The organism is Vibrio sp. Vb0349, assembly GCF_033338975.1.
In genome coordinates this window covers 1-17,210 of the sequence record NZ_JAWOTS010000044.1, presented here as the reverse complement: position 1 = coordinate 17,210, position 17,210 = coordinate 1, and the positions used below count along the sequence as shown (strand labels likewise).

The 17,210-nt window shown below is 46.6% G+C and carries 16 protein-coding genes; 7 read left to right on the top strand and 9 right to left on the bottom strand.

The window, feature by feature from the left end; translation table 11 throughout:
• The coding region (locus tag R7Q47_RS22160; protein WP_318089383.1) for an alpha/beta fold hydrolase at positions 1-1,005 on the top strand (1,005 nt) is incomplete at its 5' end.
• Positions 1,006-1,249: 244 nt separating this feature from the next.
• A complete protein-coding gene (locus R7Q47_RS22155; protein ID WP_182016949.1) occupies positions 1,250-2,074 on the top strand; it encodes a Cof-type HAD-IIB family hydrolase in 825 nt (274 codons plus the stop codon).
• A gap of 50 nt (positions 2,075-2,124) precedes the next feature.
• Here R7Q47_RS22155 and R7Q47_RS22150 read toward each other — a convergent pair whose 3' ends face one another.
• Positions 2,125-2,595: an EVE domain-containing protein gene (locus R7Q47_RS22150; RefSeq protein ID WP_005378735.1), complete on the bottom strand. Its 471-nt coding sequence runs from the start codon at positions 2,593-2,595 to the stop codon at positions 2,125-2,127.
• Positions 2,596-2,642: 47 nt separating this feature from the next.
• Between R7Q47_RS22150 and R7Q47_RS22145 the strand changes: the two genes are divergently transcribed.
• A complete protein-coding gene (locus R7Q47_RS22145; protein WP_318089382.1) occupies positions 2,643-4,193 on the top strand; it encodes a hypothetical protein in 1,551 nt (516 codons plus the stop codon).
• On the top strand, positions 4,193-4,789 hold the full coding sequence (locus tag R7Q47_RS22140; protein WP_031780839.1) for a tRNA-uridine aminocarboxypropyltransferase: 597 nt from the start codon (positions 4,193-4,195) through the stop codon (positions 4,787-4,789). The genes R7Q47_RS22145 and R7Q47_RS22140 overlap by 1 nt, the downstream gene beginning before the upstream one ends.
• Positions 4,790-4,871: 82 nt before the next feature.
• Here R7Q47_RS22140 and R7Q47_RS22135 read toward each other — a convergent pair whose 3' ends face one another.
• The 7 genes from R7Q47_RS22135 to lptM all read right to left on the bottom strand — a co-directional run bounded on the left by R7Q47_RS22135 (position 4,872) and on the right by lptM (position 12,117).
• Positions 4,872-7,358: an EAL domain-containing protein gene (locus R7Q47_RS22135; RefSeq protein ID WP_005383644.1), complete on the bottom strand. Its 2,487-nt coding sequence runs from the start codon at positions 7,356-7,358 to the stop codon at positions 4,872-4,874.
• Between the two features lie 138 nt (positions 7,359-7,496).
• Positions 7,497-8,213, bottom strand: coding sequence for a 5-amino-6-(5-phospho-D-ribitylamino)uracil phosphatase YigB (gene yigB / locus R7Q47_RS22130; protein WP_053304478.1), 717 nt, complete (start codon positions 8,211-8,213; stop codon positions 7,497-7,499).
• Positions 8,214-8,221: 8 nt separating this feature from the next.
• Positions 8,222-9,154, bottom strand: coding sequence for a tyrosine recombinase XerC (xerC, locus tag R7Q47_RS22125; RefSeq protein ID WP_213973549.1), 933 nt, complete (start codon positions 9,152-9,154; stop codon positions 8,222-8,224).
• On the bottom strand, positions 9,120-9,851 hold the full coding sequence (locus tag R7Q47_RS22120; RefSeq protein WP_191116407.1) for a DUF484 family protein: 732 nt from the start codon (positions 9,849-9,851) through the stop codon (positions 9,120-9,122). The genes xerC and R7Q47_RS22120 overlap by 35 nt, the downstream gene beginning before the upstream one ends.
• Positions 9,845-10,675 (bottom strand): diaminopimelate epimerase, encoded by an 831-nt coding sequence (gene dapF, locus R7Q47_RS22115; protein ID WP_213973550.1) that lies wholly within the window; start codon positions 10,673-10,675, stop codon positions 9,845-9,847. The genes R7Q47_RS22120 and dapF overlap by 7 nt, the downstream gene beginning before the upstream one ends.
• A gap of 10 nt (positions 10,676-10,685) precedes the next feature.
• Positions 10,686-11,939 carry a diaminopimelate decarboxylase gene (lysA, locus tag R7Q47_RS22110; RefSeq protein WP_005378745.1) on the bottom strand — a complete coding sequence of 418 codons (1,254 nt, stop codon included), beginning with the start codon at positions 11,937-11,939 and terminating at the stop codon, positions 10,686-10,688.
• A gap of 61 nt (positions 11,940-12,000) precedes the next feature.
• Positions 12,001-12,117 carry an LPS translocon maturation chaperone LptM gene (lptM, locus tag R7Q47_RS26910; protein ID WP_005378746.1) on the bottom strand — a complete coding sequence of 39 codons (117 nt, stop codon included), beginning with the start codon at positions 12,115-12,117 and terminating at the stop codon, positions 12,001-12,003.
• A 74-nt stretch (positions 12,118-12,191) separates the two neighbouring features.
• On the opposite strand from lptM, the gene cyaY reads away from it, so the two are divergent.
• A complete protein-coding gene (gene cyaY / locus R7Q47_RS22100) occupies positions 12,192-12,506 on the top strand; it encodes an iron donor protein CyaY (protein WP_005378747.1) in 315 nt (104 codons plus the stop codon).
• Positions 12,507-12,575: 69 nt separating this feature from the next.
• Here cyaY and R7Q47_RS22095 read toward each other — a convergent pair whose 3' ends face one another.
• A complete protein-coding gene (locus R7Q47_RS22095; RefSeq protein ID WP_042523920.1) occupies positions 12,576-15,104 on the bottom strand; it encodes a class I adenylate cyclase in 2,529 nt (842 codons plus the stop codon).
• Positions 15,105-15,450: 346 nt separating this feature from the next.
• Between R7Q47_RS22095 and hemC the strand changes: the two genes are divergently transcribed.
• Together hemC and R7Q47_RS22085 are read left to right on the top strand one after the other, a co-directional pair.
• Positions 15,451-16,389 carry a hydroxymethylbilane synthase gene (gene hemC / locus R7Q47_RS22090; protein WP_005383388.1) on the top strand — a complete coding sequence of 313 codons (939 nt, stop codon included), beginning with the start codon at positions 15,451-15,453 and terminating at the stop codon, positions 16,387-16,389.
• Between the two features lie 2 nt (positions 16,390-16,391).
• On the top strand, positions 16,392-17,120 hold the full coding sequence (locus R7Q47_RS22085; protein WP_062730807.1) for a uroporphyrinogen-III synthase: 729 nt from the start codon (positions 16,392-16,394) through the stop codon (positions 17,118-17,120).
• The last annotated feature ends 90 nt before the right edge of the window (positions 17,121-17,210 follow it).

Below are 17,210 nucleotides of genomic sequence, written 5' to 3'. Positions count from 1 at the left end.
ACTAACCATTCACCTTTGACTTATACTCAAGAGACATTATTTGAGCAAGCAATTGGTGGTCCGATCGCAGCACTTTGGCAAACTCGCCAAGAGGGCTTTGTTAAAGGGACTGAGAAAAAGAACATTTACTGGTGCAAGCTAACCAACCCAGAGCATAAAAAAGCCGTGCTCATCGTAAATGGACGCATTGAGTCTTCCTGGAAATACCAAGAGCTGTTTTACGATCTCTACCGCCAAGGTTTCGATGTCTATTCCTTTGACCACCGCGGACAAGGTTTATCAGATCGTTTATTATCTGACTCAGATATGGGTCACGTCTATGACTTTACTGATTATATTGATGATATGGACATCGTCGTAAAAAAACACGACCTTAGCGAATATCAACAATGCTTCATCATCGCGCACTCTATGGGCGGCGCGATCGCCACACGTTACCTGCAAACTCACCCAGAACACCCTTTTACTGGTTTGATTCTAAGTGCGCCCATGTTTGGCATTAACCTGCCATGGTACCTCTCACCAATAGCGATTCCGGTCACACAAATTATGTCAGCGGTATCGACTTTGCCACGCTATGCACCAGGACATCAGGCCTACTTCCCTAAGCCCTTTGAAGATAACCCACTTAGCCAAAGTTACGGCCGCTACCAATGGTTCCGAAACCTATATACGGAAAAACCGGAACTGCAAGTCGGTGGGCCAAGCACTCGCTGGGTTTGGCAAGGGCTCATGGCCGCTAAGCAGTGCTTTTTATTAACTCGCCAAGTCAAAATACCAGTCATCCTAATCCAAGCCGGAAACGATCGGATTGTTAGCAATCTCGCGCAAAAGCGTTTTATTGATAAATTGCGGAAAACCAACCCGCACGCGGAGCTGCTTTCTATCGAAGGCGCACAGCATGAAATCTTGTTCGAGACCGACAAGTATCGTAATCAAGCGCTCGATGCGATTTTCCGCTTTATGAAGGATCCTAAGTCGCCATCAAACGAACAAGCACAATAAGAACTCTAGGCGACCATTTCACGACTAAGATTAAAGAGGAAATGTCTACACATCGATTTACCCTCTTTTTCATCCTCATTTTGGCGTACACTGCTTGAACTTGGCTACTTTGACACAGTGTTTAACCGCATAGTGCTACGGGCCCAAGTTCCCCCGCATTCGGAGCAGTACGATCTAGTCAGTCTGCTGTACTCCGTTTGCAATTCACCTGTTCCACACTATCCAAACCGTTTACGAGGACTTCATGAGCACATCGCTACCTTGCAAAGAGATCACCAAAATCGTTGCCTCTGATCTGGATGGCACGTTACTCGCACCTAACCATCAGCTCAGTGCTTACTCAAAAGAGACGCTAAAAGCGCTGCATAAAAAGGGTTATACCTTTGTCTTTGCAACCGGCCGTCACCACGTAGACGTTGCGAGCATCCGTCGCCAAGTTGGCATTCCAGCTTATATGATCACGTCGAATGGTGCCCGAGTGCATGACCAGGAAGATCAGCTAATGTACAGCGAGAATGTCCCTGCGGAACTGGTACAAGGCGTGATCGACACGATCAAACATGATCAAGAAATACTTATTCACATGTATCAAAATGATAGCTGGTTGATGAACAAGGATGATGAAACGTTACGTGACTTCCACGATGAATTCACTTACGTCTTATTTGATGAAGACCAAGCTCCAACTGACGGTATTGCGAAAGTTTTCTTTACTCATCCAGGAGAAGACCACGAACGTTTGGTCGTATTTGAAAACAAACTACGTGAGCAGTTTGGTGATAAGCTGAACATCGCATTTTCAACGCCTTGGTGTTTGGAAGTAATGAGCGCTGGCGTGTCTAAAGGTCATGCTCTTGAAGCGGTAGCGAAAAAACTCGACCTCACGTTAGAAAACTGCGTAGCATTTGGTGATGGCATGAATGACGTAGAAATGCTGTCGATGGCAGGTAAAGGGCTAGTTATGGGTACATCACACGAAAAAGTGATGAAAGCTCTACCAAATAATGAAGTAATTGGCAGCAATGCAGAAGATGCGGTTGCACACTACCTACAAGAACACTTGCTGTAAGCTTCAATACTCCAAATAATGAAGGGCTGCACATTCGCAGCCCTTCTCTTTTATCGCTGACTTGGCAGCTTCTCTTTGCCAAGAATCGCGTCCCATTCTTCTTCTGTCACGGGCATAATCGACAAGCGATTTCCACGTTTCACCAACGGCATGTTCTCAAGTTCTGGCATCGCTTTCATCACCGACAACGGAATCACTCGCGCCGTTTTACGTACAAACTCTACATCCACCATAATCCAACGCGGGTTGTCTGGGTCTGACTTTGGATCGTAATAATCGCTTTCGGGATCGAATTGGAAATGATCGGGATAGGCTTCTCTCACAACTTTAGCAATACCTGCCACGCCAACATGTTTACAAGAAGAGTGGTAAATCAGGACTAAATCGCCCACCTTCACTTGGTCACGCATCATATTGCGCGCCTGATAATTACGAACTCCCTCCCAACATGAAACCTTTTGGGTTCGAAGCGTGTCAATAGAAAAGGTATCTGGTTCAGTTTTAAATAACCAATATGCCATAATGCCATCCGATGCCGATTGAGTAACAATAATGAGGAAGATATAACATGAAGGCTTTGAAAAACCCAGTGGCGCTTGCCACCCTGCTGGTTCTGCAAGCATGTAGTTCACAGTCGCCACAATCTGGTGCCGCTGACCCAACCTCTCCACCAGCAACCTTAGATAAGCCTGAAACCATTCAACCTCAAACTTTTATGCTGCGCGGAAAAGTGATCGTCGGTCACGAGAGCCAATACATCATGCCTTGTGGCAGCGACAAGCAATATTGGTTGCAACTATCACCACAACAAATGCAACGAGCAATTCAGTTAAATAACGAGCCTTACCAGACTATGTATGGAGAGGTTATCGGCCACCTCAACCCACCGGGCATCGATGGGTTTTCTGCTGATTTCGATGCTAACTTTGTCGTGGAACAAGTGAACTTCCTCACAACGGAAAACCCAAACCGTTGTCAGCAACCAAACAAACCAACTCGCGTGTTTGGTAATGAGCCTTCTTGGTCGGCAAGCTTTGAGGCTAATGGACTAACATTCCAGCAAATCGGCAAACAAACCACAAAATTAGCGATTAACAGCAGTCAGCTTCAACCTCGCCAGCGCACTTATCAACTACAAGATGGTGAGCTTCGCTTAACAGAAAACCTCTGCTCAGACACAATGAGCGATTCTTTGTATGGCTGGAAAGCAACACTAAAACATGAAGGCGAGACGTATCAAGGTTGTGGTATGGCTGCAAACGTCGATGCAACGCTTGGCTGGGCTAATACCTATGTCGCGACCTCAACTCAATCACAAGGTTTTGAAGTACAAATGACCTTAAACCCAGACCATAGCGCCACAACAAAATACCGTTACGCCAATGGACAAGCACCATTAATCGAGCGTGGTTACTGGCAACAGTTAAGTCCGTCTCAGGTTCAAGTTGTCATGACGCATCATCAACAGCAAAGGCTAATGTCAGAGCGACTGTTTACTCGAGAAGGCAATCAGCTCAAAGCGACCAAAGAAAAAGTCGGTAACTTGGTATACCTAATCGCCGATGGTGGTTTAGTCCTTTATCCTGCCACCGTTCGTGATGAAGGCATCATGCAACCAGCCGAAAAACGCACCTACAACCCCATCGGTAGTGCTGACGTCCCTTCTAGTGCAGAGTTTGATTCAAAAGTAGATGCCGCGGTGCGCAACTACTTCTTTATCCATCAAACCACCCCCAACAATAACCAATACCGTTGGCTAACTTACGATCTCAACAGCGATGGTAACGAAGAGCTATTGGTACAGTTGGATTGGTGTGGTTCCGGAGGCTGTACATTGCTGATATTTGAACATCACGAAAAGGAATGGCGATTTAATAGCCGCATTACACTAGTGCAAAGCCCGATTATGCTCGGCCAACAAACCTCTCATGGTTGGCGAGATCTGATTTTTAATGTCAGCGGTGGCGGAGCTAAAGCGGCTCCACACGTGATGCAATACACTGGGGTTAGCTACCCACTCAACCCAAGCATGGCGCCAACGGCAACGCCGAACCAAGTCAGTGGCGTGCGTCTGTTCTCTGATGGGATAAGCCCGGTGCGAGAAGGAGTTCGTCTGTAATGTCACAACCGTGTCCAACCTGCGGTTTTCAATTCAATTGTATGTGCTCGCTAATGCCGAAACTTAACAGTGAGCACAACATCCTGCTGTTAATGCATCCGAATGAACTGAAGCGTGATACTAATACCGGCCAGCTACTAGAGCAGTGCCAACTCAGCATTGAGCGAGTAATCTGGGATCGCAAACAGCCACCAGCAGAATTGCTCACTCTATTAGCTGATCCGTCGCGGTATCCGGTGTTGCTCTTCCCCTGTGAAGAAAGTATCACACTCGAACATGTGGTACTCCAAAGCCAGCAACAAACCAAAACTCCGCTGTTTATTATTTTAGATGCCACCTGGCAAGAGGCGCGCAAGATGATCAATAAGAGCCGTTGGTTAGAAGGTATCCCTACTATGGGATTGTCTGCGTCGGCGGACTCACAATATCAGCTGCGACGCAACCAACAACAAGGTAATTTGTGTACGTTTGAAGTCGCTGCACATTTGCTCGGGCAACTTGGAGAACAAAACAACCAACAACAAATGCAGCGCTTTTTTGCCCATTACCTCGCTCTGTTCCAAGCTGAAAAGAGTGGACACGCTCTTAAGCGTTAACCATTAAGCTCAGTAGAAGAACCAAACAAAAAACGCAGCCTACGCTGCGTTTTTACGACAAGAAGTTTCACGTGAAACATCATTAAAACAGTCGAGTCGGCTCGCCAAGATAGTAACCCTGCAAATAATCCACCCCCATGTCTTGTGCAATGGTGCACACCTCCTGATTGTGGACGAACTCCGCCACCGTCTCCGCGTTAAACACCTGGCACAAACGCACCAACTGGGAAGCGATCTTGCGCTGTTTTAAGTCTTTATCAATATCACGAATCAAGCTGCCATCGAGCTTTATGACTTCTGGCTCCAACTTTAGGATTTCATCGATATTCGAATAGCCGGACCCAAAGTCATCAACAATGATACGCGCCCCTAAGCTTCTAAAATGACTGCACACTTCTATCATTCGGCCGTAGTCTTTGATCTGCTCAGATTCCAGCACTTCTAAACCAATTCGCCTTGGGTCATTTAGCTGGCTAATTTCATGCTCTAAAAGCATTAAAGTTTTATCACTGAGCAAATCTTGCGGCGATAAGTTTATAGAAAAGTCACCTTGCTTATCTCGCATGTAATGCAACGTAGAATGAATCATGTGCCGACTTAATCGAGTGTAAAGATGCGTATCAGAGATAATTGGCAGAAAACGCCCTGGCGCAATCACCGTTCCATCGGCTTCCAGAATACGAACCAAACATTCTTGGCTTGCTAATTTGTGGCTACCCGCATGCACAATAGGTTGGCTATAAGTGATGATATTCTGTTTGAGAATGGCTCTACTGACGCAACTTAGCCATCCAAGTTGCTCTTTACGCACATCCTCACTGACTTCAATATCTTTCGCATTACAGATATGAGTATTACTGCGTACACCGGAGCGCCTCGCTTCGATGCCTTTGAGTAAGAGCTCATCTACTGAAGCGGATGGAAAGTCTCGACGACTCACTAAGCCGCCGCATAGCGAGATAGAAAGATAATCTATTTCACGTAGGCCAATTGGCTCAAAATTAGTTTGTTCTACCGCGTCAGCAAAACGCGTAAAGTGCTGTTTGATGGTTTCGCTGCTTTGGTCAGCTTTAAATATGAATGCCCATTCACCAACCCCAATACTATAAAGCTGTAAAGCCGTTGGCATGCCAAAACGCTTTCGTAGTCGATTCGTAAAGTGCATTGAGAGATCTTTGAGTAATTGATCTCCCACTCGGTAGCCGTATTTTTCGTTGATATGACTAAAGTTAAGTAGCTTTAGAGTCAACAAATGCTCATCCAAATCGATGTTACTCAGCCGCTCTTGCAATGCGACCCGGTTTTGTAATCCCGTGCGACTGTCGCGTCGATAGCTTTCTTGTAACTTGCGCGTTTGGCGATCGAGTTGATACCCCATATGCGCGTTCATATGGTTGAGATCGCCGATCGCATTTCGAATCAAGCTAAACAGCGGTGAAATAGAGGAGCTAACGGGCGACTTAGGCAAGTTCAATGTTTGCACTTCGTCTCCCTCTCGCATCGCTAAATACGTCAGGCTGTGATGAAGAATTTCGGGCTGACCAATACCACCATGCAGTTCCCCCATACAGTAACTACCAAACGTCGTCGCAATATCTTTGAAGGCTTGGACTTCGTCGCTGCTGTCAATAAAGTCTAACCGTGACGCGCAGTTAAAAATCATCACGACTTCAGGTTGGTGCATGGCTAACTCAACCACACCATGCCGCACTTGCTCGAGCGTTAACGAGGGATGGTTATAGCAAAATTGCACTTCGTCACCAAGACACCAGGGCCTGTCGAAGCTCATACTGCCATCAGCGTGTAGCTCCGTTACCGTACAAACTTCCTTTCGCCCTAAGCTTTCTCGATATAAAGGAAAGCTGAGCAGTTGACTCAGCGTCACGTCATGGCCATCCGCCAAGTAACGCTTGTATACGTCCAGTGCTTTCTTCTCACCTAAACAATACAAGCGCGTTCCTTTTGCATGAGTGACTTTGTGTGGCATGCCAATCGGGTTCCATTCCGAATACGCATCAGTCCATAGCTTCAAAGTATCACTGTGCAAAGCTACGGCAACCACAGCGTTATCGTAAACTCGGTTTTGATATAGCACCCAGCAGCCATCGTCAATACTCTGCGCCAACCCTCCAGAAATCACTACTTCTTCACTGGCGAAGGTTTGAAACAAGGGATAGTCACGTCGTTCAATTTGCACAGCAAAGCTGAGGATCACCTGTGAATTATGCTGCATTAGAAGAGAGCGCTTGAGCTCCCCGCCATCAATGTCAGGGGAGTAAGAGTATGTTTGTACCGCAGAAGTCAGCGTGGTTTGCTCAAATTCAATCACACTCACTAGGCAACCAGAGGTAAATATCTCCCCTTCCAGAATCACATTACGCGTACTATGCCCCATAACATGAGCATTCGGCAGCGACGACAAAACGGCGTCTGCAAGTGTGGTCGTAATTTCGCGCGATTGCGTCGACAATATTTGTACTAAATATTGTTTATCTGAGGAAGTCGGAAAAGTGACTAAAAAGTCATTCAGTTGACTGACATCGTGAACCAGTTTTGAAAAAGCTCGCATGGACCTACCACTGCCGTAACACTATCTTCACCACGACGTGTGGCGTTACTATTTTTATTTAATAGAGAATAATTTACGTGGCTTTGCGCTGCTTTTCTAGACACAAAATGAGATTAGAATGGATTAATGCGAAAGCAATTAAAAAAGTGTGAGTAACGGCTGCAAACTATTGATTTCAATATCAGGTAAAGTACGTGTTTTTGAATGGTTAATGACATTTTTATTCATATCATTAAACCAACAGGCTGCAAAACCAGCCAACTTTGCACCATGCACATCCGTGGTTAGATGATCACCAACATGCAGAATATTCTCCGCAGGAGTATCCAAGAATCGCTTCGCTTTAGTAAACATATCGGTTGCGGGTTTCGCCAATCCATCTGGTCCTGCTTTAAGTACCTGTTGGAAATAAGGCGTAAGACCGATGCGGTCTAAATCCACATTACCGTTGGTGATTGCCACCAACGGGATGTGCTGCGCGAGTTTCTCCAGTACATCGAGGCTTTGCTGCGGCACTTCAAAACGGTTACGCCAGTCCAACGCAACGTCTACTGCGGCTTTCGCGGCGGCATGTGCTGCGTCTTCGTCGTAGCCTACTTGGGAGAAAGCTTGCTGAAGTTGCACTAAACGCCATAAAGTGACATCGCTCTTCAGCTCGGGTTGTTGCTGCACAACTCGCTGTTTGAGAGCAAACCAATCCGCTTTGTTCATATGAGCAACCGCTGGATGATGGTGCTTGAGCCAAGATAGCAACTCACGCTCCATGCGAACTATCACAGGATAGTTGTCATAGAGGGTATCATCTAGGTCAAAGGTCATTGCCTTAATAGGCTCGATACGGCGATAAAATTTCATACTTCGGCTCACTCCCCGTTCTTTTTACGTGCGCGTGGGTGGGCTTGGTCGTAGGCTTGCGCCAAATGTTGGAAATCCAAGTGCGTGTAGATTTGGGTCGTCGAAATGTTCTCGTGCCCTAAAAGCTCCTGCACCGCACGTAAGTTATTGCTTGATTCGAGCATATGTGTCGCAAATGAGTGACGCAATTTATGCGGACTAATATGGCTTGCGACAGACTGTTTCTGCCCCCATTCAGCCATGCGCTTTTGCACGCTACGATGCGAAATACGCGTTCCAAGCTTAGATACAAACAAGGCGGGCTCACCTGGAGCGGCTAAATCACCACGAACGCGTAACCACTTCCCGACCCACTCGGTTGCCATCCCAGAGAACGGCACTTTACGTTCTTTATCGCCTTTACCAATAACACGAAGCTCACCACTACGCAGTTGTACGTCACGTACATCCACACCCACCAGTTCAGCCAAACGTAAGCCGGCGCCATACATCAGCTCCATCATGGCGCGATCGCGCACAGCCAGCGGGTCGTCCTCGTTGACTTCAAGTAATTGGCTCACTTCGTCAACATCGAGGTTTTTGGGCAACGGGCGTTTTTTGCGAGGTGCTGAAACCCCTTTGGCTGGGTTAGCCGACATCTCGCCACGCAGAATAAGGAAATCGAAAAAGCTACGCAGCGATGAGAGGCGCGTTGCCAAACTGCTGGCTTTCATGCCTTCTCGCATGCCCTTACCTGCTAATTGGCGCACCCAACCAGCATCCACTTGAGACCAATCTTTGAGCCCCATTTCAGCTAAGTGCTGCGCCATTGTTTCTAGCTGCTGTTTGTAATTGCGCTGAGTATGTAGGCTAAGCCCCTTTTCGCTTCGTAAGAATTCATAGAAGCGCTCGAGAGGCTTTTGCAGACTATTTGGCAGAGGAGTGCTGGGAGTTGTCGTCATCGTAACTTTGCCATACCAGTGTTTGAGCGAGATGTGCCACTACTAATGATAGGTGACGCAAAAACAAGGTATCCATATCTGGCTGAAAATGGCCGCCATCTTCACTAGAAAAAGCAAGCACGCCCAGTGTTTGCTGTTTCACGAGCGGCAGTACCACATAGGAACCCATTTCCGGCACTTCCATGTTGCCAAACAAAGCTTCACGATCCACTTTGCGAAGACGCCCTAAGTACGCATCTTTGCCATTTAGGTGAGTGGTCGCAAAGCGTTGATAACTTTCCTTACTCAATTGAATCGATGCGTCGCATTGACTAAACAATCGAACAAACGCACGTAAGCCCAGTGCTTTGGCTTTCTCTTCGATAGAATGAATGACTTGTTTAAAGTCACCACACTTTAGAATCTGCCCCTGCAAATCCATAAATTCGTAAAAGGTGCGATCATTGTTCGCCGCAAGCGACATTAGTGCAGTGATCTCTTCCTCTAACTCTTCAATGCGCTGACGTTGGCGATTCATTTGGATGTGTACCAAAGATACCGCGCCTAAATCTGAGTGTGGGAAAGATAAACGATCCACGAGCTCCGGACGTTGCACAAAAAAGTCTGGATGATCTTTGAGGTACTCGGCCACTACTTCAGCCGTTAAGGCATCTGCTTCTACTTGAGACAAACCGTTTCCTTTTTCTTCAACTAGCAAGACAATTGACCATCAAATACATGCGTTGTAGGTCCGGTCATAAGCAACGGCTTGCCAGGGCCTTGCCATGCAATTCGCAATTCACCACCAGGTAGAGAAACCTTAACGTTTTCATCCAACAAGCCCTGCAGAATCCCAACCGCGACTGCCGCGCATGCACCACTACCACAAGCTTGTGTCTCTCCTGCGCCTCGCTCGTAAACTCGAAGACGAATATGGTCACGACTCATCACCTGCATAAAGCCAGCGTTGACGCGCTCTGGGAAACGCTCATGCGACTCAAGCAGCGGACCGAGAGTTTCCACTTCTGCCGTATCCACATCGTCGACCGCGGTCACTACGTGCGGGTTACCCATGCTCACAGAACCACAAAACAAGGTATTGTCGCCTGCTCGCATGATGTAAGTTTTCTCTTTTTGCTTCGCTTTGAAAGGAATTTTGTTCGGTTCAAACTCTGGCACGCCCATGTTGACCGTCACTTCCCCATCATCTTCGATGTTGAGAATCATCTTTCCTTTCTTGGTGCTCACGCTGATGCTGTATTTATTGGTCAGCCCCTTCAAGCGAACAAAGCGGGCAAAACAGCGTGCACCGTTACCACACTGTTCAACTTCACTACCATCGGCATTAAAAATCCGATAATGGAAGTCGGTTTCAGGGTCGTAAGGGGCCTCTACCACAAGCAATTGGTCAAAACCAACGCCAGTATGACGATCCGCCAAGCGGCGGATCAGGTCTTGCGAGAAAAACACGTTCTGGGTAATACAGTCGACGACCATGAAGTCGTTGCCCAAACCGTGCATTTTGGAAAAGTGGAAATGCATTTGTTGTGTGTTACTCCGGTAGAATCTGTTCCAGCTGCCACAAACTGGTCAGCTCCTCACGCTGGCGAACTAAGTGGCTTTGTTTACCGTCCACCATCACTTCTGCTGCTCGGGTACGAGTATTGTAGTTCGAAGACATCACAAAACCATAGGCACCTGCTGAACGAACCGCGAGTAGATCACCTTCTTGCAAAACGAGTGCGCGATCTTTACCCAAGAAGTCGCCGGTTTCACAAATAGGACCAACCAAGTCGTAAGTCTGAGCTTCACCCTTTCGCGGTGAAACTGGCACAATATCTTGCCATGCTTGGTATAGCGCAGGACGCATCAAGTCGTTCATTGCAGCGTCGATAATCGCAAAGTTTTTATGCTCAGTATGTTTTAAAAACTCAACACGCGTTAGCAATATACCTGCGTTCGCAGCAATTGCACGGCCTGGCTCAAAGATCAGCTCCAAGTCTTGGTGATTTTCAAGACGGCCTAGTAACGCTTTGGCGTAATCAGAAGGCTGAGGTGGTAATTCATCACGATAGACCACACCCAAACCACCGCCGACGTCAAGGTGACGAATGTTAATGCCTTGCGCTTTTAAATCATCAATCAGGGCTAATAAACGGTCTGTCGCGTCGATAAATGGGTCTATATTGGTCAGCTGAGAACCAATGTGGCAGTCGATACCTTGCACATTCAAGTTCGGCAGGCTTTGCGCGAATTTATAAACATCTGGCGCACGATCAAACGCAATGCCGAATTTATTGTCGCGAAGACCAGTCGAAATGTAAGGGTGTGTTTTCGCGTCGACATCTGGATTGATACGCAGAGAAATTGGCGCAATCACACCAAGCTCACCCGCAACCTTGTTCAAACGTTCTAGCTCTGGCTCAGATTCAACGTTGAAACATTTGATACCTAGCTCAAGAGCGCGCTTCATCTCTGCCGGTGTTTTACCAACACCAGAGAAAACGACTTTTTTCGGATCACCGCCTGCGGCAATCACACGCTCAAGTTCACCACCCGACACGATGTCAAAACCCGATCCCAAACGCGCTAGCGTGTTCAATACGCCTAAGTTTGAGTTGGCTTTCACCGCGTAGCAAACCAGGTGAGGATGCTGACCCACAGCACTATCAAACGCCTTCCAATGGCGCTCTAGCGTGGCTCGAGAATATACATAAAGAGGAGTGCCATATTGCTCTGCAAGAGCTTGAAGTGGGACGTCTTCGGCCCAAAGCTGGCCATCATCCTGATAGTTGAAGTAATCCAAAATTCGCTTCCCTTATTTTATTCGACTGCTGAACCCTAATTTCACCCTAAGGTGCGGTTATTTATTGTGATTGCTCATTCTGTTGAGTGTCATCTGGAATGTATAGTGAGCCAGACTGACCACACCCCGCTAAGGTCGCGGCAACCATCACAAACAACACAGTAACTAATTTTTTCATTTCGCATATCGTGATTATTGAATCAATGCCCCCTATAATCGCACCACACTCAGGAAAAGCAATAGGATAGACGGATGAACGATACTGAATTTCATCAACTGGTGGATGCGCAGATGCAAATCATCGAAGAATCCATCGATGATTCAGGCGCAGACATTGATTACGAAGTCACTGGCAACGTAATGACATTGGAATTTGAAGACCGCAGCCAAATCATCATTAATCGCCAAGAGCCGATGCATGAGATCTGGCTAGCGTCCAAATCTGGTGGTTTCCACTTCAAGCTTATTGAAGGTAAATGGACCTGCTCAAAAACGGGTATGGAGCTATTTGAAATGGTGAAGAAAGAGTGTGAAAAGCACGCAGGCGAAGCCATTGATTGGGCATAATTCTGGTCAATCGTCACCAAAACAAAAAGAGCACCGAAGTGCTCTTTTTGTTTATTGATACGGGTTTAATTACGCGTTCACAGTTTTGGTCGGGCGACTCGGTGAACAACCGTCATTACGGTAAGGAATGATATACGCATTCCCCTCTTCAGGGTGAATAATTTGATAGTACTGAGGCAGGTTAAAGTTAATAAACTTCGACGCGACGCGACTATCGTCTTTTACCGACGTGTAGAAGCTGTTTACAGACGAAATCATTTCATCTTTGGAGCCACTAAATTGGTGATACACTTCCACTTGATTTGACTCATCCAAAACATAAATATTGAAGCCATCTTCGTTATCTTCAAAGAAGAACTGCACCAGACCTTCACTGGCAAACCCATCCACCGCCTCCGGCATTTGATATTCTTGCTCACGATCGAGCATTAACAGCGGCGAGCCTTTGAGTTTGTTAGTAGAAATGCTGCGGTAGAAATCGATGGAATTTTCTAGCTTCTGCACCGACACACCACGACGTTCAAAGAACAACCCATAAGTCTGGTTACCAAGACGCATCGCTTTAAAGCGGCGGCGTTTCTCTTGCTCTACTGGTTTCAAGCGTAAGTCGATACATTCAGCTAAAAGCTGGTAAACCATATTACGCATCACACCACGCATGTTCTTCGCATAGCAGAACACATCCACTGATTCTGGTGGCAACGCATCTTGGTGCATTTTGCCCAAAATGGTTTTCAGTGCATCCAGCATCGCCGTTTCCCCTTTGAAATGCAGCGTACGCACTTCATGCCAAGAGTTACGGTAAACAAGGTCAACACTGCCGACTAAATTTTTATGTTCTGGACCAAAGCTAAAAATATCGGTGTTCTTAACATCCACTTTCAACGAACGACCAGAAAGTTCAGACGTCGGATCATTTTCGAAGTTGATGAACATCGCAAGCTGGCTTATTTCACAAGGACTCGCTAGCGCCTGCATAGATGGACGACGCTTACGCAACGCAAAAGTATTTCGTAAGTCACTCACCATTTGGTAAAACTTATCAATATCTAGCTGCGCTTCACGTACCACGGCATGTAAACGAGTCGATTCAGTGATCAAGCCATTGAAGAATGCCCAAGCAACCAACTTACTCAAGTATTCATGATGCTCTAGATATGGTTGCCCCAAAATGCGGTGCGCAATAAGCGGTTGTTTATAGAGGTACCAACCAGACTTGTTTACCCCCCCTTTTTTCACTTCGATAAAGCTCAAGTCAGGCTCGTGCAGATCAGGTGAAATCTGTGGGTTTAGTAACGTTACTTTGCCCGGCAATACTTCAAAAGCCGCGTAGAGTTTACGGGCCAAAATACTGATGTCTTGCGGACTGATAGCAGAAGTGATGTCGTTACGACGCGCAAATTGAATCAAGTTACGGTAGCTTTGCATCAACGCATCCAGCAATGCATGATGTACCACCTTTACTTGTTCAACCTTCCAATTACGGCGGTCATCGAGCTCTGCAACGACACTGGCATCCCAATTCCATTTTGCAATCATATCGCTCAGTGCTTCACGACGCCAAGCTACTGAGCCAATATTCGGCTCACGAGATAGTTTTTCATGGGTTTTGAGATAGAAACAGCGACGCACCAAATCCAAACGTGTATCGTCTTGAATTCGCTCTAGGTAACGGGTTACTTTTTCCAACATTAAGTAGTACGCATCCATGCCATAGAGGTCAGGCTCATGGGCAAAGAAACGACGCTTAGTGTCGATACTTAACAATTGAGTATGCGGGTATTCCCACGAGTAAGCTTCTAGCAAGATGGCTTTTAATACCGATTTGTAGGGAGAGTCGATGCTTTTGTATAACTGCCACAAGTTCGAGCCGAAGTATTCTTCAGCAGGAATGCAGTTCAATTTACCAAAGTCGATCCATTCACTACAGTCGATGTAACCATCACTGCACAGTTGAGAAACGTACTCGTCGTAACACTCTTCCATTTCTGGCGGCACGATTTGCCATAACAAACGCTGTCCGGCAATACGCACCGCACTACGATAAAATTCATCTAGCAAAAGTAAGTGCTGAGATGAACCACAGTTATCACCTGTCATCTCCTCAGAATGATTGCTTCTAAAGCGCTCTTTATCCATTAAGAAAAAGTTCGCTTCCACGCCTTTGCTTTGTGCCCAATCCGTGATGAGTAAGCATTTATTGGTCAATAACTCGCGTTCGTCACAATCCATATCGGGCGAGATACACACCCAAATATCCAAATCACTGGAAGTACTTTGACCAATCGAGGAGGTACTGCCCATGGTGTATAAACCCAATATAGCGGGCTTTTCTACCGTCTTGAGCGGCTGACCAATGGCAAGTTGAATATCATCTATGAATTGTTGCTGAATGCTATTTAGTTCGAGCCCATGCACACCAAACGGGACATCGGCATCATAATAGCCAGGAATTACAGGATGGTTGTAGTTCAACAAGGCAGGAATCAAGTGGAAGACTTGCTGGCTTTGCGAATCCATAAGCGCCAACGCGCGATCAACTCGCTGCTGATTCAAATTATCTAGTCGCTGGATGATTTTTTGGGTGTAAGCCTGCAAGGGGAATTCCTTGGTTGAACAATCACGAAAATCTGCTGACGTTTTAAACCAAAATGGCTTAAAAACGTGATCAATTTAACACTTTTATTGGTGCGGGTAAAGCTTCACGCCCGCGTATCACTCTGGATACAAAACCATACTTTAGTCACAAAATTAATCGCGCGGTAGTGTCGCTCTTATTACCTATTACTAATAATAGTCCTTAGTCTAATTGAGAATCCAGTCACACTATTTTCATAACGTCATGTAATTCCATTCATAGCCTTCAGAGATAACGAACTAACAGTAAGCATTTCTTGATGAGAATGGTAGGATAAACCCAAATCCAAACAGCATTGAGAAGATCATGACACAATCCACACCGATTCGCATTGCAACTCGAAAAAGCCCTCTTGCTTTATGGCAAGCTTACTTTGTTAAAGACGCCCTTCAAGCCGCTCACCCTGGCTTGGAAGTCGAGTTAGTAACCATGGTGACCAAAGGTGACGTGATTTTAGATACACCACTAGCAAAAGTTGGCGGCAAAGGCTTGTTCGTAAAAGAGCTTGAAATCGCGATGCTAGAAGGACGTGCAGACCTCGCCGTTCACTCAATGAAAGACGTACCCGTCGATTTCCCAGAAGGCCTTGGCCTCGTGACCATTTGTGAGCGTGAAGATCCTCGTGATGCCTTCGTCTCTAATACCTATAGCCACATTGATGAGCTCCCTCAAGGTGCCGTGGTTGGTACTTGCAGTTTGCGCCGTCAATGCCAACTGAAAGAATATCGTCCGGACATCATCATCAAAGAGCTTCGCGGTAATGTGGGCACTCGCCTTGGTAAGTTAGATGCGGGTGAGTATGATGCAATCATTCTTGCTGCGGCTGGCCTCAAACGATTGAAGCTTGAAGAGCGCATTCGTAGCTTTATCGAACCAGAGCAATCACTACCAGCGGTAGGCCAAGGTGCTGTCGGTATTGAGTGCCGCCTTGACGATGAAAGACTGCTTAAGCTGCTTGAGCCACTTAACCACCAAGACACCGTAGACCGCGTTTTGTGTGAGCGCGCAATGAACCTTACGCTAGAAGGCGGGTGTCAGGTACCTATCGGCAGCTATGCCCTGCTAGACGGCGACAACATTTGGCTACGCGCATTAGTTGGCGAACCAGATGGCAGCGAAATTGTGCGTGGTGAAATTCGTGGCCATCGTAAAGATGGCGAAGCATTAGGAGTGCAGCTAGCCAATGAGCTGCTAGATAACGGCGCTCGTGAAATCCTAACTAAGCTGTACGCAGATCACGAATAACCATGGCAGTGTTGGTCACTCGGCCGGGAGAGCAAGGCAACGCGCTTTGCTCTCTGCTCGAAAGGCACGGCATTTCCGCATATCACCATCCTCTGATCGACATTGTCGCCGATCTCACGGACACGCACCTCTCTAAACATCTACATCAAGCTCAAATTGTTATCGCTGTTAGTCGACATGCAGTGCAATGTGCACAGCAAATCTTAGCCAGCAACGGGATGTCATGGCCGAAACAAGCTATTTACCTTGCCGTTGGTCAAAAAACAGCACACTATTTAAGCAAATGTACCCAACAGAAAGTACACTATCCCCAAGTCAGTGATAGTGAACACTTATTGCGACTGCCAGAGCTCAACAATGTGGCACAACAACAAGTTCTTATCCTTCGTGGTAACGGCGGAAGAGAACTGATCAAAGATGCATTGGTGAGACGTGGCGCAAAAGTTCACTATAGTGAGACTTACAAGAGAGAATTCATCCCATTCGATCCAGTAAGCTGTGTCTCACTATGGAAAAACCTACAAATTAACCAGATTGTTGTCACCAGTGGTGAACAACTGGATTATTTGTGCAGCCAATTGACGTCGGAGCAATTGACTTGGCTTAATCAACAAGAGTTGTATATCCCCAGTCAGCGTATCGCTGACATCGCAATTCAAAGGGGGTTCACTCGCGTGAGATGCACGGGAAGCGCATCCAACCAAGAATTACTGGCGGCTCTCCAGCCCTAGCTACACAGGATATAGGCATGACAAGTAAAAATAACGACCAAAAAAATAACGATAAAAACCTTTCCGAAGAAACCTCATCGGCACCGCTAG